Here is a 22372-nt window from a genome sequence, read left to right as displayed (position 1 = left end):
TGGACGTGCGTTCGTACGAGCATGATCATCTCTCGTCTCGGCCTGGCCACCGGGCTTCTCGCCGCCCTCTCGGCCACCGCCCTCGGCCTGCCTCCCGCGCTGGCCGCCGCGCCCGCGCACCCGACCGCCGAGCCCGCGCCGCCCGGCCACGTCCTGCGCAGCCGCACCGTCGACCTCGATCTGGCCGACTACCGCTGGCTGTGCGCGGACCAGCCGTTCGGCACCCCGCGCCGGCACACCTTCAGGCCGTTCTCCGACACCTCCATCGAGGTGGTGGAGTCCGGCGTGGAGCGGGACCCGGCCGGGGGCGCCGTCCAATGGAGCGGTGAGGTCGTCAGGGTCGACGGGCACCCGGTCGGGCCCGGGGTGCACCGCCGGGTGGTGCTGTCGACCACCGGAGTCTGCGCCGCCGGGGCGAGGCCGGACACCGTCGGCGTGGACGCCCTCTTCGACCTGGGCGAGAGGGCGTACCGCATCGCACAGCCGCGCAACGAACCGGGCCGGCTGCTGATCACCGAGGAGGACCCCGACCTCCACGTCAAGCCCCCGCAGGACGACGCCGACCCGCAGTACGAGAACCCCGACCCGGCGGTCATCGCGGAGGCGCGCAGGCAGTTGATGACCCGCGCCGCGTCCGCCGAGCCGGTCGTCATCGACATGGTGGTCGGCTACACCCCGCGCGCCGAGTGGGGCATGGGCGGGGAGGAGGCGATGCTCGCCCGGATCGCCTTCGCGGAGACGAGCATCAACCACGCCTTCGCCGACAGCAACATCAAGGCGAGCGTGGACATCGTGGCCACCTACAAGGCGAACTACTACGCCCCGGCGGACCAGGAGACCGCGCCGGTCGTCCACGGCCTGATCTCCAACCCGAGGGAGCCGCGGCTGGGCGCCCCGGCCGCCGCGCTGCGCGAGAAGTACGGCGCCGACCTGGTCTCCCTGATGATCGAGGTCCCGAACGGTATGAGCAGCGGGCAGGGCAACCTCCCGCAGCCGCCGAGCGAGAAGACCGACGACCAGGCGTACTCGGTCGTCGACTACCGGACCGTGGCGCTCTGGTACAACTTCGGCCACGAGGTGGGCCACAACCTCGGGCTGTGGCACGACCGGACCACCCTGGACGAGCAGGCGGGCGGCGCCGACTACCGCCCCTACCTGACGACCCCCTACAGCACCGGCTACGTCACTCCCGACCGCCGCTACCACACGCTGATGGCCTACTCCTCGGCCTGCGGCGGACCCTGCACGGCCGTCAACCAGTACTCGAACACCGAGAACACCTGGGACGGCCAGCCACTGGGCGACGCCTACAACAACAACGCGGCCGTCGCCCGGATCACCACCCCGCTCGTCGCCGGCTACCGCGCCCCCGCGCAGCTCCGCCAGCGCTACGCCCTGACCCTCGGCGAGGGGCTGCGCCCCGACACCTGGGGCCCGTACCGGGCGGGTACCTCGATCAAGGTGACCGCCACCCCGCCGCGCGGGTACCGGATCGCCGCGTGGGAGCTGGACGGGCAGCGCCACTCGATCACCGCTTCCCAGGTCAACGTCACGATGGACCGGGCCCACGACCTCAAGGCGGTCTTCGTCCGCACCTGACGGACGGGGGACGGTGGATGGGGACGGTGGATGGGGGACGGTGGGGATGACGGGCCCGCCTCCGGCGGACCCGCACGGCGCGCTCACGTGCTCGTGTGGACGTCCCCGGTCGTGGTGGACGTGATGACCGCCCGGCGGCCGAGGTCGCCCGGCGGGATCCCCGGGTGGTGGCCCCCGGGCCGCCCGGCTCCCGGGGACACCCCCAGGGCCAGCCGCGAGACGATCCGGTAGCGGTCGCCCCGGTACACGGAGTGCACGTACTCCACCGGCCGGCCGGTGGAGTCGGTGGTGAGCCGCTCGATGAGCAGCGCGGGGGAGAGCAGCGGGACGTCCAGCAGGCCCGCCTCTCCCTCGTTCACCACCGTCGGCTCGATGGACTGCTGCGCCTCGTGCACGAACACGCCGTGGTGGTCGCGTAGATGCTCGTAGAGGTCACCGGCCTCCAGCTCCGCCGGGGTCAGGGCCGGCACCAGATCGGCCGGGATGTGCAGGTGCTCGATGGCCATCGGGGCGCCGTCCACCAGCCGCAGCCGGGCGATGTACAGCAGGCTCGCACCGGGGGAGATGCGCAGCCGGCGGCCGATCCGGGCGCCCGCCTGGACGGTGGAGTGCTCCAGGATCCGGCTGGACCAGTGGCCGGCCGCCTGCCGCATCGCGAAGGCCGCCTCGTCGGCGGCCAGTTCCTGGGTGATCTTGGCGGGGGCGACGAACATCCCGCGCCCGTGCTCGCGCACGAGCAGGCCCGTGGCCACGAGCTCGTCCACCGCCGCGCGCAGGGTCGGACGGGAGACCTCCAGGGTGGCGCACAGGGTGCGTTCGGAGGGGATCGCGTCGCCGGGCCGCCTGATGTCGATGAGCCCCAGCAGGTGCTCGCGGACCCGTTCGCGCTTGAGTACGGATCCTGACGAGTCGGTTGCGTCCTTCGTCATGGCCCGCCCCCACTTCTCTCTGCTCACCTGTCCAACTGGTCATGTGTATCTAACCACTCGGGGAGGCGGGGGCGCGAGGAGTCCGTCGAATTTTTTCAGTCCGTGCGGGGTTGACGGCGCAGGCGGGCCGTGTCACCTTCTAGCCACTCAGCTAACCAATTGGTCAGTTGGTCAACTCCAAGTCTTCTCGGACGAGTTGACGGAACAGCCAGGTGAGGAATCTCCGAGACCGTGACCGATGCCGCCGCTTGCCTCCGCCCCGACCTCGCGCTCGTCCCGCGCCCCGACTCGGTCACCGCCCTGCCCGGCCGCTTCACCCTCGACCACCGCACCGGACTGCGCGCCGGTCCCGGCGCCGAGGCGGCGGCCGCCCTGCTGCGCGAACTGCTCGCCCCCGCCACCGGGCTGCCGCTTGCCCCGGACCCAGACGGGCGGATCACCTTCCTGCTGACCCCCGGGGACACCGCCGCCCCCGCCCCGGGGGAGGAGCCGCTCGGAGCCGAGGGGTACGCCCTCACCGTCCGCCCCGACTCCGTCCTGCTGCGCGCGGCCCGCCCCGAGGGGCTGCTCCACGGGGTGCAGACCCTGCGCCAGCTCCTGCCGCCCGAAGCGCTGGCCGCCGGGGGCGCGGGCGCGCAGCCCCGTACGCCCGCCGCCGGCTGGTCGCTGCCCTGCGTACGGATCACCGACCGGCCGCGGTTCGCCTGGCGCGGCGCCCTGCTGGACGTGGCGCGCCACTTCCAGCCCGTGGCCTACGTACGCCGCTTCGTGGACCTGCTCGCGCTGCACAAGCTCAACGTCCTGCACCTCCACCTCACCGACGACCAGGGCTGGCGGATGCCGGTCGCGGCCTACCCCCGGCTCACCGAGATCGGCGGCCGGCGCGCCGAGAGCGCGGGTGACGGGATCCCGCACGAGGGCGCCTACACCCGCGCCGAACTGGCCGGGCTCGTCGCGTACGCGGCCCGGCGCGGGGTGCGCGTCGTACCCGAGATCGAGATGCCCGGCCATGCGCGCGCCGCCCTCGCCGCCTACCCCGAACTCGGCAACCGGCCCGGCGTCCGGCTGGACACGTGGACCCGCTGGGGGGTCTGCGAGAACGTGTTCGGGGTCCACGACGCGGTGCTCGACTTCTGCCGGGGCGTGCTGGATGAGGTCGCGGACGTGTTCCCCGGGCCCTACGTCCACCTCGGCGGCGACGAATGCCCGCGCGTGGAATGGGAACGCTCCCCGGCCGCCCGCGCCCGGATCGCCGCCGAGGGGCTGGCAGGCCCGGGCGCGCTCCACGGCTGGTTCCTCGGCGAGGCCGCGGCGCACCTGGCCCGGCTCGGCCGCCGCCCGCTCGGCTGGACCGGGACCGGCACGGAACTGCCCGCCTCCTTCACGGCCCTGGCCTGGCTCGACGCGGACCACGGGCGGGCCGCCGCACTGCGCGGCCACGACGTGATCATGACCCCGTACCGCTCCACCTACCTCGACTACCCGCAGTCCGCCGACCCCGGAGAACCGCGCGGTCAGGACGGCGGCGTGCTCGACCTGCGGGGCGTCTACGACAACGAGCCCGCCCCCGCGCACTGGGAGCCCGAGGCCGCACGCCGCGTGCTCGGCACCCAGGCGCAGCTGTGGACCGAGTACGCGCGGACCCCGGCCGAGCTCGAGTACCTGGCCTTCCCCCGGCTGTGCGCCCTGGCGGACACCGCCTGGTCGGCGCACCGCGACTGGCCGGACTTCCTCCGCCGCCAAGGCCACCACCAGACCCGGCTCGCCGCCCTCGGCGTGCGCGGCCGATCCCTTCCCTCCCCCCACCCCGAGAGGAACGCAGCATGCGCACCCCGACCCACGCCCCGAGCCGCCCCCCGATCCGCAAGCGCCGTACGGCCGTAGCCCTGGCCGTCGCCCTGACCGCCGGTCTCGGCTCGGCCGCCCTGACGGCCCTGCCCGCGACCGCCGCGGCCGACTCCGTCAAGGTCCAGTACCGCACCAGCGCGACCGGGGCCACCGCCGACCAGGCGGAGCCGTGGTTCAAGGTGGTCAACAACGGCTCCGGCACTGTCTCCCTCAGCCAGGTCACCTTCCGCTACTACTTCAAGGCGGACGCCCCGGACACCCAGTACCGGTACGCCTGTTCATGGGCGGTCAAGGGCTGCGCCCACATCACCGGCACCTTTCACACCCTGGCCACCCCGACGGCCACCGCCGACCGCTACCTGGAGATCGCCTTCACCGCCGGCGCGGGCACCCTCGCCCCGGGCGCCGACACCGGAGACATGCAGCTGCGCTTCCACCGCGCCGACTGGCAGACGCTGCGCCAGTCCGACGACTACTCCTTCGACGCGTCCCGCACCGGGTACGGGGACTGGGACAAGGTGACCGCCCGGCTGGGCGCCGGCACCGTCTGGGGCACCGCGCCCGGAGGCAACGTCCCGGACCCCACGCCGACCCCGACCCCGACGGAGCCGACCCCCACCCCGACCGACCCGGGACCGGCCGGAGCCACCCTCTTCGACGACTTCACGTACACCTCCTCCACGGACCCGGCGATAGCGGCCCACGGCTGGAGCGTGCGCTCCAACGCGGGCGGGCCCGGCGTCCCGGGCGCCACCTGGGCGCCTTCGAGCGTCACCTTCGCCGCCGAGGGCGGCAACACCGTCATGAACCTGGAGACGTCCACGGCCGGCACCGGCGAGAGCACCAAGCACACCGAAATCCTCACCAAGGCCATGAAGTTCAAGAACGGCACCTACGCGGCGCGGGTGAAGTTCTCCGACGCCCCGAAGTACGGCCCGGACGGGGACCACCTCGTGCAGACCTTCTTCCCCATCAACGACCTCAAGGCCCCGATGGCCGACGACTACGCCGAGTACGACTTCGAGTACCTCCCCAACGGCGGCTGGGGCGAGCCCGCGAACATCCTCTACGCCACGTCCTGGGAGACGTACCGCCCCGACCCGTGGGAGGCCGTCAACCAGCACACCGAGTCCCGGACGAGCTACGCGGGCTGGCACGACCTGGTGCTCACCATCGACGACAACGCCATCACCTACTACGTCGACGGCCAGGTCTTCGGCACGCACGACGCCCGGTACCTGCCCGAGCGTCCCATGTCGATCAACTTCAACCAGTGGCTGATCGACCTGAACGGGCAGCCCGGCTCGACCCCCCGCGCCTACGACCAGAAGGTGGACTACGTCCTGCACGTCAAGGACCAGGTCCTCACCCCGGCCCAGGTCGCGGCCAAGGTCGGCGGCTTCCGCACCGCGGGCACGGTCTTCGTGGACAACGTCCCCAACGGCTGACCCGGCCGCCGGACGGCGGTGGGCTCCGGGGTCCGCCGCCCCGGAGCGCACCGCGCTTCGGCCGTTCAGAACCGCAGCGCCCACCCGTCCAGGTACCCGGTGTGCCCGGCGAAGGCGTCGAACACGCGCAGTCTCCACACCCCGGCCGCCGTCTCCGCGGAGGCGTTGACCGTGTACAGGCCGACGAGGTCGCTCTCGCCCCAGTCCGTGTACTCGTCCTTGATCGGGTACACCGACCCGTCGGGTGCGATCAGGTCGATCCGCAGGGTTCCCGAGTCCGGGTGCTTGACGTACACCTCGACGTCCAGCTTGGCGGGGGCGAGGCCCGCGACCCCGCTGACCGTGATCGGGGACGTGATGGTCTTCAGGTCCCCGACCGCGTAGTTCGCGGTGTTGGAGAAGCGTTTGCCGAGCACCCGGTTCGGCGCGCTGCCCATGTAGAGGGAGCGGTCCGGGGAGCCCGGGCCGCGGTCGAGCACCGCCCCGGTGGTGGCCTTGGCCTTCAGGTAGCTCGCCACCTGGGCCGGGGTGGCGGTGCGGTTGATGGACAGGTAGACCGCCGCCGCTCCCGCGACGTGCGGTGCGGCCATCGAGGTGCCCGACATCACGGTGCTCCAGTCGTCACCCCAGTAGACCGCCGAGGTGATGGAGTCGCCGGGGGCGAACAGGTCCACCAGCGGACCGAAGTTGGAGTACGAGGAGCGCGCGTCGCGGAAGCCCAGCGCCCCGACCGTCAGCGCCTCGGAGACCCGGGCCGGCGAGTGCCCGGAAGCGTCCTTGTCCTGGTTGCCCGCGGACACCGCGTAGGTGATACCGGAGGCGATGGAACGCCGCACGGCGGCGTCCAGGACGCTGTCCGGGTCACCGCCCAGGCTCATGTTCGCCACGGCCGGCTTCACCGCGTTGCGGGTCACCCAGTCGATGCCGGCGACCACCTGCGCGGTCGTGCCCTCCCCGTTCCAGTCGAGGACCCGGACGGCCACCACCTTCGCCCGCTTGGCCACCCCGAAGGTGGTGCCCACGAGCGTCCCGGCCACGTGGGTTCCGTGCCCGTGCACGTCCTCGGCCACGGAATCCCCGTCGATCGCGTCGTAGCCGTACCGGGCACGCCCGCCGAAGTCCTGGTGGCTGATGTTGATCCCGGTGTCGATGACGTACGCGGTCACCCCGACACCGGCCAAAGTGGCGTACGCGTAGGCGTTGTTCAGCGGCCGCCTGCGCTGGTCCAGCCGGTCCAGGCCCCAGGACGGTGGGGTCGGCTGGGTGGTGTCGAGGCGCAGCTTCCGGTTCTGCGCGACCGTGGTCACGGCCGGATCGGCCGCGAGCCGCCGGGCCTGGCGCTCCGTCATCCGGACGGCGAACCCATTGACTGCCGAGTCGTAGGTCTGGTCGACCGTGCCGCCGAACCGTTCGACCACGGCCCGGCCCCGGTCCGTACGGGAACCCGCGCGCGCCGGGTCCAGCAGGACGAGGTAGCTGTCGCCGACGGCTCCGGGCGCTCCGGCGTACAGGACCACCCCCTCCGGCGGGGCCGTGGCCGAGGCCCCGGTGTCCACCCCGAGCGCGAGCGCGAGCGCCGAGGCGAGGGCGAGCGCGGCTCCGTACCGCCGCGATAAGTGCGATCGCATGATCATGAAAGAGGACCCCCCTGAGTCGTCCGCTCAGAGTGCTGCGTCCGGAAGTCCGACACAAGGGCGCCGCAGGGGAGGAATCAGGCCTTGCCGATTGGGGCCCTTCTCCTCTTAGCGGCACCCGTTTACAGAACGGAATCTTTATGTGCGACCCCTCCGCACACGGACGAAAGATCCACCATGAAGAAGACGAAGGCAGCGCTCTGGGAATTCCTCCAGGGCCTGGGCAAGACGTTCATGCTGCCCGTGGCACTCCTGGCCTTCTGCGGGATCATGCTCGGAGTAGGCTCCTCTCTCTCCAGCCCGGCCGTTCTGCAGAACCTCTCCTTCCTGGACAACGAACCCCTCCAGTTGGCTTTCACCTGGATGTCCAACACCGGACTGGTGGCCTTCAAGTTCCTTCCGGTCCTCTTCGCGATGGCGATTCCGCTGGGCCTGGCGCGTGAGGACAAGGGCGTCGCCGCCTTCTCCGGCTTCGTCGGCTTCGCCTCCATGAACCTCGCCGTCAACTTCTTCCTCACCACGCGCGGCGTGGACTTCGAGGACAAGGGCGAGATCGCGCACTACGGCATCGCCGACGTGCTCGGCGTGAAGTCCATCGACACCGGACTGCTCGGCGCGGTCGCCGTCGGTGTCATCGTGGCCCTGCTGCACAAGCGCTACCGCACCAAGCAGATGCCCGACGCGCTCGCCTTCTTCGGCGGCCTGCGCTTCGTCCCGATCGTCTCCGCCCTGGCCATGAGCATCGTCGGACTCCTCGTTCCGCTCGTCTGGCCCACCCTCGGAAGCTGGATCGCCTCCGTCGGCACGGGCATCGCGCACGCCGGAGTCTTCGGCCCCTTCTTCTTCGGCATGGGCGAGGTGCTGCTGCGCCCCATCGGCCTGCACCACATCCTCGTCGCGCTGTTCCGCTTCACCGACGCCGGCGGCGCCGGATTGGTCTGCGGGGAGAACGTCAGCGGCGCCCTGAACCTCTTCTACGCGCAGCTCTCCTGCCACACCCCCTCGGACGCGGCGCACACCGCGACCCAGTTCCTCTCCCAGGGCAAGATGGCCGCGTACCTCGGCGGCCTGCCCGGCGCCGCGCTCGCCATGTACCACTGCTCCAAGCGCGCCATGCGCCCGGAGATCAAGGCGCTGCTCGTCTCCGGTGTCGTCGCCTGCGTGGTCGGCGGGGTCACCGAGCCGCTCGAATTCCTCTTCCTCTTCATCGCCCCGTGGCTCTACCTGATCCACGCGGTCCTGGTGGGCCTCGGCTTCCTGGCCTCCGCCGTCCTCGGCGTGTACATCGGCAACACCGACGGCAACGTCATCGACCTGCTGGTCTTCGGAGTCCTGCAGGGCATGACGACCAAGTGGTACCTGATCCCGGTGATCGCCGCGATCTGGTTCGCCGTGTACTACTTCCTCTTCCGCTGGGCGATCACCAAGTTCGACCTGAAGACCCCCGGACGCGACGACGAGCCCTCCGGCCCCGGGACCGCGGACGCCGCAGCCGAAACCGAAGCCGCAGCCGAAGCCGACGAGAACGCCCCCAAGGCCGAACTCGTCGCCGGCAAGTACGACCCGGTCGCCATCCTCGAAGCCCTCGGCGGCCCGGCCAACATCCACGCGCTCGACAACTGCATCACGCGTCTGCGGATGACCGTCGGCGACGCCGCCCTGCTGGACGACGCCCGGCTGAAGAAGCTCGGGGCCATCGCCGTGGTCCGGCTCGACGAGCACAACGTGCAGGTCATCATCGGCCCCCAGGTGCAGTCCGTGAAGGACGCCCTCGCCAAGCTCACCCCGGTCGGCTGACCCGATGACCCCCACCCATGACGCCGGCCCCTACGACTTCGACGCGCCGGTCGACCGGCACGGCACCTGGTGCACCCAGTGGGATTACGTCGAGGACCGCTTCGGATCCCCGGACCTGCTTCCCTTCACGATCTCCGACATGGACTTCGAGACGGCTCCCGAGGTGCTCGCCGCGCTGCGCGGCCGCCTGGAGCACGGAGTCCTCGGCTACTCCCGCTGGCGCCACGAGGAATTCCTCTCCGCCGTCCGGCACTGGTACGCCACCCGCTACGACACCCCCGTCGAGCAGGACCGCATCGCCTACGCCCCCGCCGTCCTCTACCAGGTCGGCCGGATCCTGGACTTCTGGTCCTCACCCGGTGACGGTGTCGTGGTCCACACCCCGGCCTACGACGCCTTTCCCCGCCTCCTCGCCGCCCGCAACCGGGACGCGCGAGGGGTGCCGCTCCACGACTGGGACGCCCTGGAGCGGGAGTTGGCCCGCCCCGACACCAGCGTGCTGCTGCTGTGTTCCCCGCACAATCCGACCGGGCACGTGTGGAGCGGGGCCGAGCTGGAGCGGACGGCGGAGCTGTGCGAGCGGTACGGGGTCGCGGTGATCAGCGACGAGATCCACTCCGACCTCGCGCACGCCCCGCACCGCCCCTGGGCGCTGCACGGCCGCCCCGGCAGCCGCTGGGCCATCGTGACATCCGCTTCGAAGTCCTTCAACATCCCGGCGCTGACCGGCAGTTACGGGATCTTCAGCGACACTGAGTCCTGCGGGCGCTACCTGACCCTCCTCAAGGACGCCGACGGACTGTCCTCCCCGGCAGTCCTCTCCGTCGCCGGACACATCGCCGCCTACCGCGACGGCGGGCCCTGGCTCGACGCACTCAACGCCTACGTCCGGGACAACCTGCGCATGGTCGGCGACCGCCTGGCCGAAGCCTTCCCCCAGCTCGACTGGCATCCGCCCGGGGCCGGCTACCTCGCCTGGATCGATCTCCGGCCCCTCGCGGTTCCCGACGCGGTGCTCCAACGTGAGCTGATTCATACCGAGAAGGTGGCGATCATGCCCGGAACCGCCTACGGGCCCGAAGGCGCGGGCTTCGTGCGCCTCAACGTGGGCTGCCCGCGCTCCAAGGCCAAGACCGGCGTCGACGCCTTGATCCGGGCCCTCCGCACCACCTCGGGCACCACGGCCCGAGCCGCCTGCGCGGCCGCCCCCGGCACCGCCACCGGGCCCGCCGCCGAAGGGAATTGACCGGACGGCCGAGGGGACTGCGGCCGGACGGCCGATGTGCGACCGGAACGGAGCCCTGCCGCAAATGCGGCCGGGCTCCGGCTGGTTGATCTAGGAGGAAGGGAACTGGGGAACGGATCCGGAACCGGCTAGGGTGTACGCCCATCAAGGTCATGCGCCGCAAGCCGACCAGCCCAAGGAGCGACCCCGTGCCGATGCCCACCCCGTTCTCCCATACCGCCGGCCCCCTTCCCGGCTCCCTCCCCGGCCCCCTGTCCGGCTCCCTCCCCGGCCCCCGGACCGGCTCCCTCCCCGGCCCCCGCCCCGGCCCCTGCGCCGGCCGACCGGCCGGCCCCGTCCCGAGCCCCGGCGGCGACAGAGCCCAGAGCCCCGGCCCCGGCAGAGCCCAGAGCCCCGGCCCCGGCAGAGCCCAGAGCCCCGGCCCCGGCAGAGAGCCGGCGGCCACCGAGCTCCCGCCCCGGATCGCGGAGCCCCGCGAGGTGGCACCCGCGGACGCCCGCGAGCTCACGCGACTCTTCTTCCGCCGGCTCCACGAGCTCGACGAGGGCACCCCCGAGTACCGGTACGTCCGCGAGACGCTCATCGAGATGAACATCTCGCTCGTCCGGTTCGCGATGCGGCCCTTCCGCGGCCGCGGCGAAGGAGGCGACCTCGAAGACCTGCTCCAGGTCGGCACCATAGGCCTGATCAAGGCCATCGACCGGTTCGACCCGGCCCGCGAGGTGGAGTTCGCCTCCCTCGCCATGCCGTACATCACCGGAGAGATCAAACGGCACTTCCGCGACACCAGTTGGGCGGTCCGCGTCCCGCGGCGGCTCCAGGAACTGCGCATCGACCTGGCCAAGGCGAAGGAGCAGCTGACCACGCTCCTCGACCGGCCGCCGACGGTCGCGGACCTCGCGGTACACCTCGCGCTCACCGAGGAAGAGGTCATCGAGGGGCTCGTCGCCGCCAACGGCCACACCAGCGGCTCCCTCGACGCCCCGGGCTCCGAATACACGGACGGCCGCACCGAAGGCCACAGCCTCGCCGAGACCATGGGGGCCGAGGAGCCCGCGCTGGAGCGCGTCGAGGACATCCAGACCCTGGCGCCGCTGCTGGAACGCCTCAGCGACCGCGAGCGCCGCATGCTGTCGATGCGCTTCGGCGAGGAGCTCACCCAGGCCCAGATCGGCGCCGCCCTCGGCATCTCGCAGATGCAGGTCTCGCGCCTCCTGGCCCGGGTCCTCGCGCATCTGCGCGCCTCGATGCTCGCCGACCCGGAGCGGACCGGAGCCGGGGCCCCGCAGCAAGCGGAATCCGGTTGCGCGGGCGCAGCCGCAGGCGCGGGTGGCGACGTAGCGTAAGTGACATGACTCACTTCACCGTTTGCAGAGGTTAAGCCCGGGAAGTAGCGCTGCTGGAGCGGACCCGTCCGCCGGCCGACAGCGGCCGGGGCGCGGGTGACGGGCGGATCCCGTCGCGCTCCACGGCCCGCCGGCCGCACGCACGCCGGTGGGCCGTTCCGGTACGACCCTTGAGGTGTATGTGTCCACGCTCATAGCCGAGCATGTGTACAAGGTGTTCGGTAAAGGACCCGACAACGGCGCGGCCGTCGCGAAGGCGGTCCGCGCGCTCGAAAGCGGTGCGACCGACCGCGACGAGCTGCGCGCCGAGGGAACGACGGCGGCGGTGATCGACGCCTCGTTCCGCGTCGAGCCCGGCCAGATCTTCGTCGTCATGGGTCTGTCGGGCTCGGGCAAGTCCACCTTGCTGCGCATGCTCAACGGCCTCCTGGAGCCCACCGCGGGCCGGATCCTCGTCGACGGCGAGGAGCTCACCGCCCTCTCGCCGGCCGAGCTGCGCCGCGTACGCTCCACCAAGATCAGCATGGTCTTCCAGCACTTCGCCCTGTTCCCGCACCGCGACGTGCTGGAGAACGCCGGCTACGGCCTGGAGGTCCAGGGCGTCCCCCGGGCCGAGCGCGAACGGCGGGCCGCCGAAGCGCTGGCCCTCTGCGGGCTCGGCGGCTGGGAGAAGTCCTGGCCCGACGAGCTCTCCGGCGGCATGCAGCAGCGCGTCGGCCTCGCCCGCGCCCTGGCCACCGACGCCGACCTGCTGCTGATGGACGAGTCCTTCAGCGCACTCGACCCGCTGATCCGCCGCGACATGCAGGACCAGCTGCTCGAACTCCAGCGGAGCCTGGGCAAGACCATCGTCTTCATCACCCACGACCTCAACGAGGCCATGCGGCTCGGCGACTCCATCGCCGTCATGCGCGACGGCCGCATCGTCCAGCAGGGCACGGCCGAGGACATCCTCACCCGCCCCGCCGACGACTACGTCGCCTCGTTCATCCAGGACGTCGACCGCTCGCGGGTGCTGACGGCCGACGCCGTCATGACCGGGGACCCCGGGGGCCGGCCCGACTGCGGCTGCCCCACGGTCTCCGCCGGAACCCCGCTCGCCGACGTGTGCGCCGTCAGCGCCCGCGTCCCGCACCCCGTCGCCGTCACCGCCGAGGACGGCACCGTCGTCGGCTCCGTCCCGCAGGGCCGCCTCGTCGCCTTCATCGGCGACGAGCGGCGTGCCCCGCTGGACTGCGCGGAGGTGGCCGCGTGATGCCCCGCCTGAACCTCGGCGCCTGGGTCGACAGCGGTGTCGACTTCCTCCAGAGCCACCTGTCCTGGCTGTTCGACGCCATCGCCGCACTCGTCACCGGCCTCTACGACGGCATCGAAGCCGTCCTGTCCGCGCCGAACCCCCTGCTGCTGGCCGGCATCCTCGCCGTCGCCGCCTGGTGGCTGCGCGGCCTGCTCGCCGCCCTGCTGGCCTTCGCCGGCTTCGCCCTCGTCGACTCCGTCGGCCTGTGGCCCGAGGCCATGTCCACGCTCGCGCTGGTGCTGGTGGCCACCCTGGTCACGCTGCTCTTCGCGATCCCGCTGGGCATCTGGGCCTCGCGCTCCGACAAGGTCAGCGCCACCCTGAAGCCCGTCCTGGACTTCATGCAGACCATGCCGGCCATGGTCTACCTCATCCCCGGCATCATCTTCTTCGGGGTGGGCGTGGTGCCCGGCATCATCGCCACCATCATCTTCTCGCTGGCACCCGGCGTCCGGATGACCGAGCTCGGCATCCGCCAGGTCGACCCCGAACTCGTCGAAGCCGCCGACGCCTTCGGCACCACCCCGCGCGACACCCTCGTACGGGTCCAGCTCCCGCTGGCGCTGCCCACGATCATGGCGGGCATCAACCAGGTCATCATGCTCGGCCTGTCCATGGTGGTCATCGCCGGCATGGTCGGCGGCGGCGGCCTCGGCGGCGCCGTCTACCGGGCCATCGGCAGCGTGGACATCGGGCTCGGCTTCGAGGCCGGCATCTCCATCGTCATCCTCGCCATGTACCTGGACCGGATGACCGGGGCGCTGGGCCGTCAGGTCTCCCCGCTCGGCCGCCGCGCCCTCGCCAAGGCGCGCTCCGCCGCCACCGGCGGCGCCAAGGTGTGGAGCCACCGCCCGCAGCCGGTCTTCGCCGTGGCCTCGGCCGTGGTGCTGTCCCTGGTCGCGGGCGGCCTCGGGATCTTCGGAGACTCCGGGAAATCGCAGGTCAACGCGGTCGGCGGGGCCGGGGTCGAGAACATCGGCAAGGGCCGCAAGCTCAGCATCGGCTACATCCCGTGGGACGAGGGCATCGCCTCCACCTTCCTCTGGAAGGAGCTCCTGGAGCGCCGCGGCTTCCAGGTCGACGCCCGCCAGCTGGAGCTCGGCGCGCTCTACACCGGGCTCGCCGGCGGCCAGGTCGACTTCCAGACCGACGCCTGGCTCCCCTCGACGCAGGCCGAGTACTGGGAGAAGTACGGGAACAAGCTCGACGACCTCGGCTCCTGGTTCGGACCCACCTCGATCGAGCTGGCCGTCCCCTCCTACGTGAAGGACGTCAAGACCCTCGCCGACCTGAAGGGCAAGGCGGGGCAGTTCAAGGGCCGGATCATCGGCATCGAGCCCAGCGCCGGCGCGATGGGCCTCCTCAAGGACAAGGTGCTGCCGCAGTACGGGCTCGACGGGGAGTACAAGGTCGTCGACGGATCGACCCCGGGCATGCTCGCCGAGCTCAAGCGGGCCTACGAGAAGAAGGAGCCCGTCGCGGTCGTGCTCTGGTCCCCGCACTGGGCGTACGCCTCCTACGAGCTGACGAAGCTCGCGGACCCGCAGACCGCCTGGGGCAAGGGCGACGGCATCCACAACGTCGCCCGCAAGGACTTCGCGGCCGACGAGCCGAAGGTCGCCCAGTGGCTGAGCTCCTTCAAGCTGACGGAGGCCCAGCTCACCGGCCTGGAGGCCAAGATCCAGGAATCGGGCAAGGGCAAGGAGCAGCAGGCCGTCCGCGCCTGGCTGGCCGAGCACCCCGAGGTCGACAAACTGGCCTGAGCGAGTGGGGGGCCGGTGCGGCGAAGACGGCCCTACGGGGCTGCGCGCACCGGCCCCCCACGGCGCGGGCGGGGATTCAGCCGGCCGTGACCGGTTCGGGCGCCGGCTCCGGCACGGGCTCCGGCTTCCGCGCATCGCGGCCGGGCCCGACCGGCCACCACAGGGAACGGCCCAGCAGCGAGGCCAGGGCCGGCACCAGCACGATCGACAGCACGAACGCGGAGAGCAGGATCCCGAGGCCCGTGGCGAAGCCGATCTGCCGGGTCGCGGAGCCCGGACTCGCGGCCAGACTCCCGAAGGAGAACGCCAGCACCAGGCCCGCGGTCGCGATGGCGGGCGCCGTGTGGCGCACCGCCCGGGCCACGGCCGCACGGGCCGGGCCGGGCCGTTCCATCTCCTCCCTGATCCGGTCGGTGATCAGGATGTTGTAGTCGGTGCCCAGCGCGACCACGAACAGGAACAGCACCAGCGGCAGCGAGAAGTCCACGCCCGGCCGGCCCGCCGCGTGCTGGAACACCAGCGTCGAGGCACCCAGCGTGGCCACGAAGCCCAGACCCACCGAGAGCATCAGGACCAGCGGCGCGAGCAGGCTGCGCAGCAGCAGGAACAGGATCAGCGCGATCAGCGCCGCCGCCACCGGGAAGACCACCTTCAGGTCCTTGTCCACGGCGGACGCGATGTCGGAGAAGACCGCCGCCGTACCGCCGACATGTGCCTCGGTACCGTCGGGCCGGTGCGCGGCCACCGCCTCCCGGACCGGTCCGGAGACCAGGTCGCGGGCCTCCTGTCCGTGCGGATCGGCGGTCGGGAACAGGTCGATGCGGGCCGCCCGGCGGTCCTCGCTCAGCACCGTCGGTGCCACCCGGCCCACCCCGCCGACCGAAGCCAGTGCGCGGGAGAGTCCACCGAGGCGCTCGGCCGTCAGCGTGCCCCCGTCGGAGGCGGTCACGAACACGCCGGCCGGATCCGACACCCCGGCGGGCAGCGCGCGGGCGATCTCGGCCGCCGTGGCCGCCGAAGCCTTACGCTCCCCGCCCGCGCCGCTCTGCCCGTAGTCCACCCGCATCCCGGCCGTCCCCGCGGCCAGCGCCCCCAGCAGGGCCACCGAGGCGAGCACCAGGGTCAGCGGCCGCCGTGCCACCAGGCCGCCCGTCCGCGCGGCCACGCCCTCGCGGGACTCTCCCTTCAGCGCCCGCGAGGGCCAGAACATCCTGCGGCCGGTGACCGCGAGGATGGCCGGCATCAGGGTCAGGCTGCCGAGCAGCATCACCAGGACGGACACGGCGATGGCCGGGCCCAGCACCCGGAACTGGCCGAAGGTGGCCACCGCGAGGGTGGAGAACGCGGCCACGATCGTCAGCGCCGCACAGGTGATCGCCGTACCGACCCGGCCGGCGACCTCGGCCGCCGCGGCCCGGCCCGACTGCTCCGGGTGCTTGCGCAGGTGCTCGCGGAAACGGAAGAGCAGGAAGAGGAAGTAGTCGATGCCGATGCCCACCAGCACCACACTGATCAACTGGGGCGTGGACGCGTCGAGTTCGATGCCGGTCAGCAGCGCGGCGCCGACCACGGCCCCGGCCGCCGCTCCGCCGATGATGCTGACGGCGATCAGCGGCAGCAGCGCCGCCAGAACGCTGCGGAACACCAGCACGTGCAGCAGTACGATCACCGCGAGCATCACGGCGCCCACGATCTTCGACCGGGTCTCCTCCGCGTCGGCGGTGTCCACGGTGTCCGCGAGCCCGGCGGTGAACCCGGTCCGCAGGTCCGCCTCCGCGAACTCGGCCCGGGTGTGGTCCCGGAACGCCCGGTACAGGTCCTGCATTCCGGGATCCATGGGATTGCCGGTCAACTCGACCGACAGCAGCCGGAAGCTCCGGTCCGGGGCCGTCATCGCCGGGCTGATCCGGGGCCGCTGGGAACGGTCCTGCACCAGGAAGGACGGGGTGTCCTCGGGCCGCGGCATGACGATCCGCTGCCGGGCCAGCTTCGCCGCCTCGGCGTCGATCCGCCGCTCGTCGGCGGCGGTCAGCGGCGCACCGTCGGCGCGGGCCACCAGCATGGTCATCGGGTTGGCGTCGGGCTCGACCCCGAAGTGTTCCTCGGCCACCTTGAGCGCGGCCGCCGAATCGTAGGAGGCCGGAAGGAACTCGCCGGTGCTCGGCTGCGTGGCGCGGAAGACCAGGGCCTGGCCGAGGATCGTCAGGGCGATGCCCAGTACCGCCCAGAGGGCTATGACCTTCCATGGACTTCGGGTGGCGAAGGCGGTCAGGGCGCGGATCAAGGAGTCCTCCGTAACGGGGGCGGCGGCCCGGGGGGTCCCCGGCCTGCTCACCAGCTCATCACCGGCCGCGTCCCGAAACGTCGGGTCCCGGGAGGAGCTCACGCCCGGGACCAGGGACCGGTGCGGGCCCCGACCAGGACTCCGGTCCTGGTCCGCACTCCTCCTCGGGGCCCACGGTCCGCGGGCCGCGCGATGGGAAGATGGACCATGCCGATGATCACAACGGACGATGCGTTGGGCGCGAGCACGCCCGTTCAGGGCGCGAACGGGGCCCAGACCGAGAACCGGGGGGTCCGGTTCACGAAGCCGGGCCTGGGCCCGAGGGGTGCCCGGGCCCTGAACTGGACCCGCAACGACGCGCTCGTGGCCATCGCCGCCGCTGTCGTCGACATGGTCGGCTATTCGTTCGGCGCAGCCGAAAACGGCCGGCCCCTCACGGTGTCCGCCCTCGTCCTGGTGGTCCTGACCGCGCCCTGCGTGCTGGCCCGGCGGGTCAGACCGGTCGCCGTGCTCGGCGCCGTCCTCGCCCTCGGCGTGGCGCTGAACCTGATCACGTCACAGGGCCCGCACTTCTCCGCGGGAGCGACCGTCGCGCTCTACTCCGTGGCCCGCGTGCGCGGCCCGGCGGTCACGGCGGCGGCCGCCCTGGCGGCCGTGCCGCTGACGGTGGTCGGCAGCGGCTACGGCGGGACGACCGGGCTCATGGGCCTGCTCGGCAACACGGTCGCCGTCCTCCTCGTCGTCGCCGCCGCGCTGCTGACGCGCCGCCGCATCGCCCGCGAACTGCACGACATCGTGGCCCACCACATCACCACCATGCAGCTGATGGCCGGCGGGGCGCGGGCCAACCTCGCGCACGACCCGGAGACGGCCCGCGAGGCCCTCGTCACCCTGGAGGGCTCCGGGCGGATGGCGCTGCGCGAGATGCGTCAGCTGCTCGACGTGCTGCGGGCCGGGGAGGAACCGGAACGCACCCCGCCGGCCCCGCAGCCCGGCACCGGCGACCTGGAGCGGATCGTCGCCGAAGCCGGGCTCGGCGGCCTGGAGACCGGGTTCACCGTGGACGGGCCGGTCCGCCCGCTGCCGCCGGCCCTCGGCCTGACGGTGTTCCGCATCGTGCAGGAGTCGCTGACCAACACCCGCAAGCACGCCGGGCGGCAGGCCCGGGCCCACGTACGGCTGACGTATCGTCCGTACGAGGTGGCGGTGGAGGTCCGCGACGACGGAGCGGGGAACCGGCCGGCGCCTTCGCGGGCGGCTCCGGTTTCCGGCTACGGTCTGATCGGAATGCGAGAACGGGTCGCCCTGCAGGGCGGCACCCTGGAGGCGGCCGCCCTCGACGGCGGCGGATTCCGGGTGGCGGCGCGCCTGCCGGTGCCGCACGGTCCGGATGCGCCCGGGGGAGAAGGAGAGGAAGAACGCGGATGATCCGTGTGCTCATTGCCGACGACCAGCCGCTCGTCCGGCGGGGCCTGGCCCTGATCCTGGCCCCCGAACCGGAGTTCGAGGTCGTCGGCGAGGCCGGGGACGGCGCCGAGGCGGTCGCCCTCGCGGAGCGGCTGCGGCCCGACGTGGTCGTCATGGACATCCGGATGCCGGTCCTGGACGGGGTCGAGGCCACCGGGAAGCTGTCCGGGCTGCTGCCGGAGTGCCGGGTCCTGGCGCTGAGCACCTTCGACATGGACGAGTACGTGGTCGCCGCCCTGCGCGCCGGAGCGTACGGGTTCCTGCCCAAGGACGTCTCCCCGGAGGAGCTGACCGCCGCGATCCGCACCGTCCACACCGGTGAGGCGGCGGTGGCCCCGCGCCTGCTGACCCGGCTGATCTCCACGTACGTACGGGCCCCCGTGGGGCCCGCCCGGCAGCCGGCCGGAGTCCCGGCCGGACTCACCCCGCGGGAGCGGGAGATCTGGCGGCTGCTGGCCACCGGACTCGACAACACGGAGATCGCCGCAGACCTGGACATCAGCGTCTCCACGGTCAAGAACCACATCACCGGCATCTTCGGCAAGCTGGGCGTCCGCGACCGGGCCCAGGCGGTCATCGCCGCGTACGAATCGGGCGTGGTGGAAGTCGCCGAGGGGTCGCGCTGAGCGCCAAGTCCGCGGGGAGGGGCGCCGGGAGCCCGGGGCGCACACCTCTGACCTGCCGGAACATCCCCGGAACACTGGAGGATTCACCCGTGCGCAAAGGGGCACGTCCATGGCACAGTGCGATCAGCCCAACCGCACGACCAGGGAGACTCCATGAGCGATCCGCACTCCACGCAGCTCGCGGCCGCCCCCGAGTACCGGCCGGAGCCGCACCCGCTGAGCCCGACGGGCAGGGTGAGCCCGACGGGTCGGCCGGGTCCGCTGCCGTGCTGCCCGGTGTGCGACGAAGCCCCGGAACGCATCTCCTGGCGTCAGCGTCCGGGGCAGCCGGTGGTTCTGGTCTTCGATCCCTGCGGGCACCGGCACGGCTCGCCGGCGGCGCCGGTCCTGGCCGTGAGCCCGCCGCCCGTCACGGGCTGGGGACGGGCCCTCGCATGAGCTTGCTGACCCACTGGATGAGCCCGCCGTCATACATGCCGGGAGCGTAGGTGTAGGCGTCGTGGCCGCCGCCCTCGTCGACGTGGAACATCGTCTTCACGGGTCCCTTGCCGTAGTCCTTGACGAACTTCTCGATCGGCGGCCGGATCTGGACGTCGCTGCCCTTGGTGCCGACCTGGAACGCCAGATCCACCTCGGGTCCGCCCCGGTCGATCAGCTTCTGCGCGAGCTCGGGCGGGCTGTTCTCCGCCTTCTCCCGGGGGTGGCCGTTCCACAGCCGGGAGTCGGGGACGATGTCGGGCCCGCCGGCGATCACGGCCCGGAACAGGTCGGGCTTCTGGAGCACCGCCTTGAGCCCGGCGAACCCGCCGGAGGAGCTGCCCATGAAGGCCCAGCCGTCGCGGGACTTGATCGTACGGAACGTCGCGCGGACCAAGTCGGGGACGTCCTCGGTGAGCCAGGTGCCCATCTTCGGCTGGCCGGGGATGTCGCTGCCGTCCCAGTACAGGCCGTCCTTGTCGGATGCCGGGTTCAGCACGGGCATGGCGAGGATGAAGGGGAGGCTGGCGCCCTCCTTGGACCACTTGGAGATGTCGGCCTCCAGCTTGAGGTTGCTCCCGCTCCAGTAATTCTCGTTGAAGCCGGGCCCGCCGGGCAGCGCGATCATCACGGGGAAGCCGCTGTGTGCGTACTTCGGGTCGTGGTACTGCGGCGGCACCCAGAGCCAGACCTTGCCCGTGAAATGGGACTTCTTCCCGGCGAGGGTGGTCACCATCACCTTGCTGCCGTCCTCCGGGATGGTGCCGGAGACCTTCAGCTCGGGCGCCGGTCCGGTGGGCATCAGCGTCAGCGGGTCGCCGGACGCGCCGCCGGTCCTCCCCCGGGCCGTGGTGCCGGGCTCGTCGAGGTGCACGGTGTCGCCGGTGTCGTCGAACGGGTCGAGGTAGGCCACCGCTCCGGCGGTCACCGCGCCCACGGCCGCCAGCGCGACGGCCACCCCGATCCACCGCCGCCGCCGAGGCGGCCGGCCGCCGGTGTGCCCGTGGACCTGACCGTGTCCGTGCTGCGCCTCCCGGCGTTTGCCGTGCTTCATCGTGCGTGACTCCTGAGCCCTGTACGGAGGCGGCCGGTATGGCTGCCGGGGAGTGAGAGCGCAGGACGAAAGGAACGGTTCGCCACCAAAGCCTATGAAAAGGGCAAAGGGCCGGTCATGTGGACCCGGTCGCGCCGCGGGCTCAGGCGTCTGCCGAGGCGGGCTGGAGGTGCGCCGGGTCGGCGGGGCGCTGGCGGTCGATCAGGGTCGAGGCCAGCAGAGCCGTGACCGCCGAGATCACCAGCAACGGCATCAGGGTGGAGGCCTCCTTGCCCAGCAGGGCGGCGGCCAGGACCACGCCGGTCACCGGGAGCCGGGTGCCGGCCACCCCGGCCGCGCAGATGCCGGCCGCCAGGGCGGGGCCCATGCCGAAGCCGGGAAGGCTGCCGAAGGCGACGCCGATCGACGCCCCGATCATGATGGACGGGAAGATCGGGCCGCCCCGGAGGCTGCCCAGGGCGATGCTCCAGCCGATCAGTTTGAAGACCGAGAGGGCGACCAGCGCGCCCACCGCCCAGGACGAGGGCTCGGCGGCCAGCTGGCCGACGGTGGCCTGTCCGGACAGGGCCACCTCCTCGGGGGAGCGTCCGGTGATCAGCGCGTACGCGGTGACGCAGAGGCCGACGGCCACCGCGCACAGGACGATCCGCTGCATGGATGTGCCCGTCCAGGCGTGGACGCGCAGGCCGGCGGACTTGCCCAGGGCGACGAGGACGCCGATCAGGGCGGCCATGGGGATGCCCCACAGGAAGTCGCCGGCGTCGGGCAGGCCGGCGGCGGGCTCCTGGGGGAGGGTCAGCGCGCCGATGCCGAGGCCGGTCCAGTGCCCGAAGCCGGTGAAGACCAGGGCCCCGACCCCGCTGGCGACCAGGGCGGGCAGGATCAGTACGAACAGGCGCGGCCCCCCGGCCACGAGGGCGGCTCCCTCCAGCACCATCACCACCGGGATCAGCGGACTGCCGAAGATGGTGCTGATGGCGGCGGTGGATCCGGCCATGCCGAGCACCGTGGCCAGCTCGGGCTGGGTGGCGCGCTTGGCGGCGCGGATGCTGAGCAGGGCGAGGCCGCTGCCAATCGCCATCAGGGGCGCCTCGGGGCCGAGCATCACGCCGAGGGGCAGGCAGGCCAGCGCGGCCAGGATCACGCTCAGGGTCTCGCGAGGCATGGTCGGCGGGCCGCCGAAGCCGTGGGCGGGGACGTGTCCGCCGGCGCCCGCCATCCGCGTGATGATCGGCGCGGCCAGCAGTCCGGCGAGGGTGAGCGTGGGCAGGCCCCACCACCACGGCGGGCGGGAATAGCCGAGCAGGTCGGGCGCGGTGTGCCAGACCCAGTGCTGGAGCTCGTGTTCGAGGCTGACGAAACCGAAGGCGAACAGCGAGACCGGGACGCCGATGAGCGCCGAGAGGACGAGCAGTCTCAGGGTCCCGGGGGCGAGGAGGAGCTGACGGAGCGATGCGGGCTGTTGCGCCTGATCCATGAGTGCCGGGCCCTCCAGAAAGTGGCGTAGTTCGCTCCAGGGTCGGGGCGCGGGTCGGGTCGCGCAGGGCGGGTGGGCCA

Annotated in this window: 16 protein-coding genes; 11 read left to right on the top strand and 5 right to left on the bottom strand. The window is 72.3% G+C overall.

What is annotated here, in order from left to right; all coding sequences use genetic code 11:
- Positions 1–21 precede the first annotated feature (21 nt).
- Positions 22–1599: a M12 family metallo-peptidase gene (locus AC061S_RS10145; RefSeq protein ID WP_478685524.1), complete on the top strand. Its 1578-nt coding sequence runs from the start codon at positions 22–24 to the stop codon at positions 1597–1599.
- A gap of 83 nt (positions 1600–1682) precedes the next feature.
- Here the strand turns inward: AC061S_RS10145 and AC061S_RS10140 are convergent, their stop codons facing one another.
- On the bottom strand, positions 1683–2528 hold the full coding sequence (locus tag AC061S_RS10140; RefSeq protein WP_478685523.1) for a GntR family transcriptional regulator: 846 nt from the start codon (positions 2526–2528) through the stop codon (positions 1683–1685).
- A gap of 231 nt (positions 2529–2759) precedes the next feature.
- Between AC061S_RS10140 and AC061S_RS10135 the strand changes: the two genes are divergently transcribed.
- A complete protein-coding gene (locus AC061S_RS10135; protein ID WP_478685522.1) occupies positions 2760–4412 on the top strand; it encodes a beta-N-acetylhexosaminidase in 1653 nt (550 codons plus the stop codon).
- Positions 4352–5824: a cellulose binding domain-containing protein gene (locus AC061S_RS10130; RefSeq protein ID WP_478685521.1), complete on the top strand. Its 1473-nt coding sequence runs from the start codon at positions 4352–4354 to the stop codon at positions 5822–5824. Before AC061S_RS10135 ends, AC061S_RS10130 begins: the two co-directional genes overlap by 61 nt.
- 65 nt (positions 5825–5889) lie before the next feature.
- On the opposite strand, the gene AC061S_RS10125 is transcribed toward AC061S_RS10130, so the two are convergent.
- On the bottom strand, positions 5890–7458 hold the full coding sequence (locus tag AC061S_RS10125) for a S8 family serine peptidase (protein ID WP_478685520.1): 1569 nt from the start codon (positions 7456–7458) through the stop codon (positions 5890–5892).
- 177 nt (positions 7459–7635) lie between these two features.
- On the opposite strand from AC061S_RS10125, the gene malX reads away from it, so the two are divergent.
- The 5 genes from malX to AC061S_RS10100 all read left to right on the top strand — a co-directional run bounded on the left by malX (position 7636) and on the right by AC061S_RS10100 (position 14907).
- Positions 7636–9255, top strand: a complete 1620-nt coding sequence (gene malX / locus AC061S_RS10120; RefSeq protein ID WP_478685519.1) for a maltose/glucose-specific PTS transporter subunit IIBC — start codon at positions 7636–7638, stop codon at positions 9253–9255.
- A gap of 4 nt (positions 9256–9259) precedes the next feature.
- Entirely contained in the window at positions 9260–10501 is a 1242-nt protein-coding gene (locus AC061S_RS10115) for a MalY/PatB family protein (RefSeq protein WP_478685518.1), read from the top strand.
- Between the two features lie 188 nt (positions 10502–10689).
- Complete coding sequence (locus AC061S_RS10110) at positions 10690–11847, top strand: SigB/SigF/SigG family RNA polymerase sigma factor (protein WP_478685517.1); 1158 nt, start codon at positions 10690–10692, stop codon at positions 11845–11847.
- Between the two features lie 181 nt (positions 11848–12028).
- On the top strand, positions 12029–13102 hold the full coding sequence (locus tag AC061S_RS10105; protein ID WP_478685516.1) for a quaternary amine ABC transporter ATP-binding protein: 1074 nt from the start codon (positions 12029–12031) through the stop codon (positions 13100–13102).
- Entirely contained in the window at positions 13102–14907 is a 1806-nt protein-coding gene (locus AC061S_RS10100) for an ABC transporter permease/substrate binding protein (protein ID WP_478685515.1), read from the top strand. Before AC061S_RS10105 ends, AC061S_RS10100 begins: the two co-directional genes overlap by 1 nt.
- 76 nt (positions 14908–14983) lie before the next feature.
- Here the strand turns inward: AC061S_RS10100 and AC061S_RS10095 are convergent, their stop codons facing one another.
- Positions 14984–17191, bottom strand: coding sequence for an MMPL family transporter (locus tag AC061S_RS10095; RefSeq protein WP_478685514.1), 2208 nt, complete (start codon positions 17189–17191; stop codon positions 14984–14986).
- Positions 17192–17398: 207 nt separating this feature from the next.
- Between AC061S_RS10095 and AC061S_RS10090 the strand changes: the two genes are divergently transcribed.
- The 3 genes from AC061S_RS10090 to AC061S_RS10080 all read left to right on the top strand — a co-directional run bounded on the left by AC061S_RS10090 (position 17399) and on the right by AC061S_RS10080 (position 19722).
- Complete coding sequence (locus AC061S_RS10090; RefSeq protein ID WP_478685513.1) at positions 17399–18619, top strand: sensor histidine kinase; 1221 nt, start codon at positions 17399–17401, stop codon at positions 18617–18619.
- Positions 18616–19284 (top strand): response regulator, encoded by a 669-nt coding sequence (locus AC061S_RS10085; protein WP_478685512.1) that lies wholly within the window; start codon positions 18616–18618, stop codon positions 19282–19284. Before AC061S_RS10090 ends, AC061S_RS10085 begins: the two co-directional genes overlap by 4 nt.
- 153 nt (positions 19285–19437) lie before the next feature.
- Positions 19438–19722, top strand: coding sequence for a hypothetical protein (locus tag AC061S_RS10080; RefSeq protein WP_478685511.1), 285 nt, complete (start codon positions 19438–19440; stop codon positions 19720–19722).
- Here AC061S_RS10080 and AC061S_RS10075 read toward each other — a convergent pair.
- The gene (locus AC061S_RS10075; RefSeq protein WP_478685510.1) at positions 19694–20815 is read right to left on the bottom strand and encodes an alpha/beta hydrolase; all 1122 of its coding nucleotides are present in this window, start codon (positions 20813–20815) and stop codon (positions 19694–19696) included. The two genes, AC061S_RS10080 and AC061S_RS10075, sit on opposite strands and share 29 nt — an antisense overlap.
- A gap of 142 nt (positions 20816–20957) precedes the next feature.
- Positions 20958–22292: a chloride channel protein gene (locus tag AC061S_RS10070; protein WP_478685509.1), complete on the bottom strand. Its 1335-nt coding sequence runs from the start codon at positions 22290–22292 to the stop codon at positions 20958–20960.
- Between the last annotated feature and the right edge of the window lie 80 nt (positions 22293–22372).

It is taken from the genome of Streptomyces sp. CA189 (assembly GCF_056428985.1).
Note: the sequence above shows the minus strand (reverse complement) of the source record. Positions and strands in the feature narration are given on the sequence as shown.

Coding starts and splice junctions, on each gene's coding strand:
- AC061S_RS10145 (WP_478685524.1), top strand. CDS start 22: ATGATCATCTCTCGTCTCGGCCTGGCCACCGGGCTTCTCGCCGCCCTC.
- AC061S_RS10140 (WP_478685523.1), bottom strand. CDS start 2,528: ATGACGAAGGACGCAACCGACTCGTCAGGATCCGTACTCAAGCGCGAA.
- AC061S_RS10130 (WP_478685521.1), top strand. CDS start 4,352: ATGCGCACCCCGACCCACGCCCCGAGCCGCCCCCCGATCCGCAAGCGC.
- AC061S_RS10125 (WP_478685520.1), bottom strand. CDS start 7,458: ATGATCATGCGATCGCACTTATCGCGGCGGTACGGAGCCGCGCTCGCC.
- malX (WP_478685519.1), top strand. CDS start 7,636: ATGAAGAAGACGAAGGCAGCGCTCTGGGAATTCCTCCAGGGCCTGGGC.
- AC061S_RS10115 (WP_478685518.1), top strand. CDS start 9,260: ATGACCCCCACCCATGACGCCGGCCCCTACGACTTCGACGCGCCGGTC.
- AC061S_RS10100 (WP_478685515.1), top strand. CDS start 13,102: ATGCCCCGCCTGAACCTCGGCGCCTGGGTCGACAGCGGTGTCGACTTC.
- AC061S_RS10090 (WP_478685513.1), top strand. CDS start 17,399: ATGCCGATGATCACAACGGACGATGCGTTGGGCGCGAGCACGCCCGTT.
- AC061S_RS10085 (WP_478685512.1), top strand. CDS start 18,616: ATGATCCGTGTGCTCATTGCCGACGACCAGCCGCTCGTCCGGCGGGGC.
- AC061S_RS10080 (WP_478685511.1), top strand. CDS start 19,438: ATGAGCGATCCGCACTCCACGCAGCTCGCGGCCGCCCCCGAGTACCGG.
- AC061S_RS10075 (WP_478685510.1), bottom strand. CDS start 20,815: ATGAAGCACGGCAAACGCCGGGAGGCGCAGCACGGACACGGTCAGGTC.
- AC061S_RS10070 (WP_478685509.1), bottom strand. CDS start 22,292: ATGGATCAGGCGCAACAGCCCGCATCGCTCCGTCAGCTCCTCCTCGCC.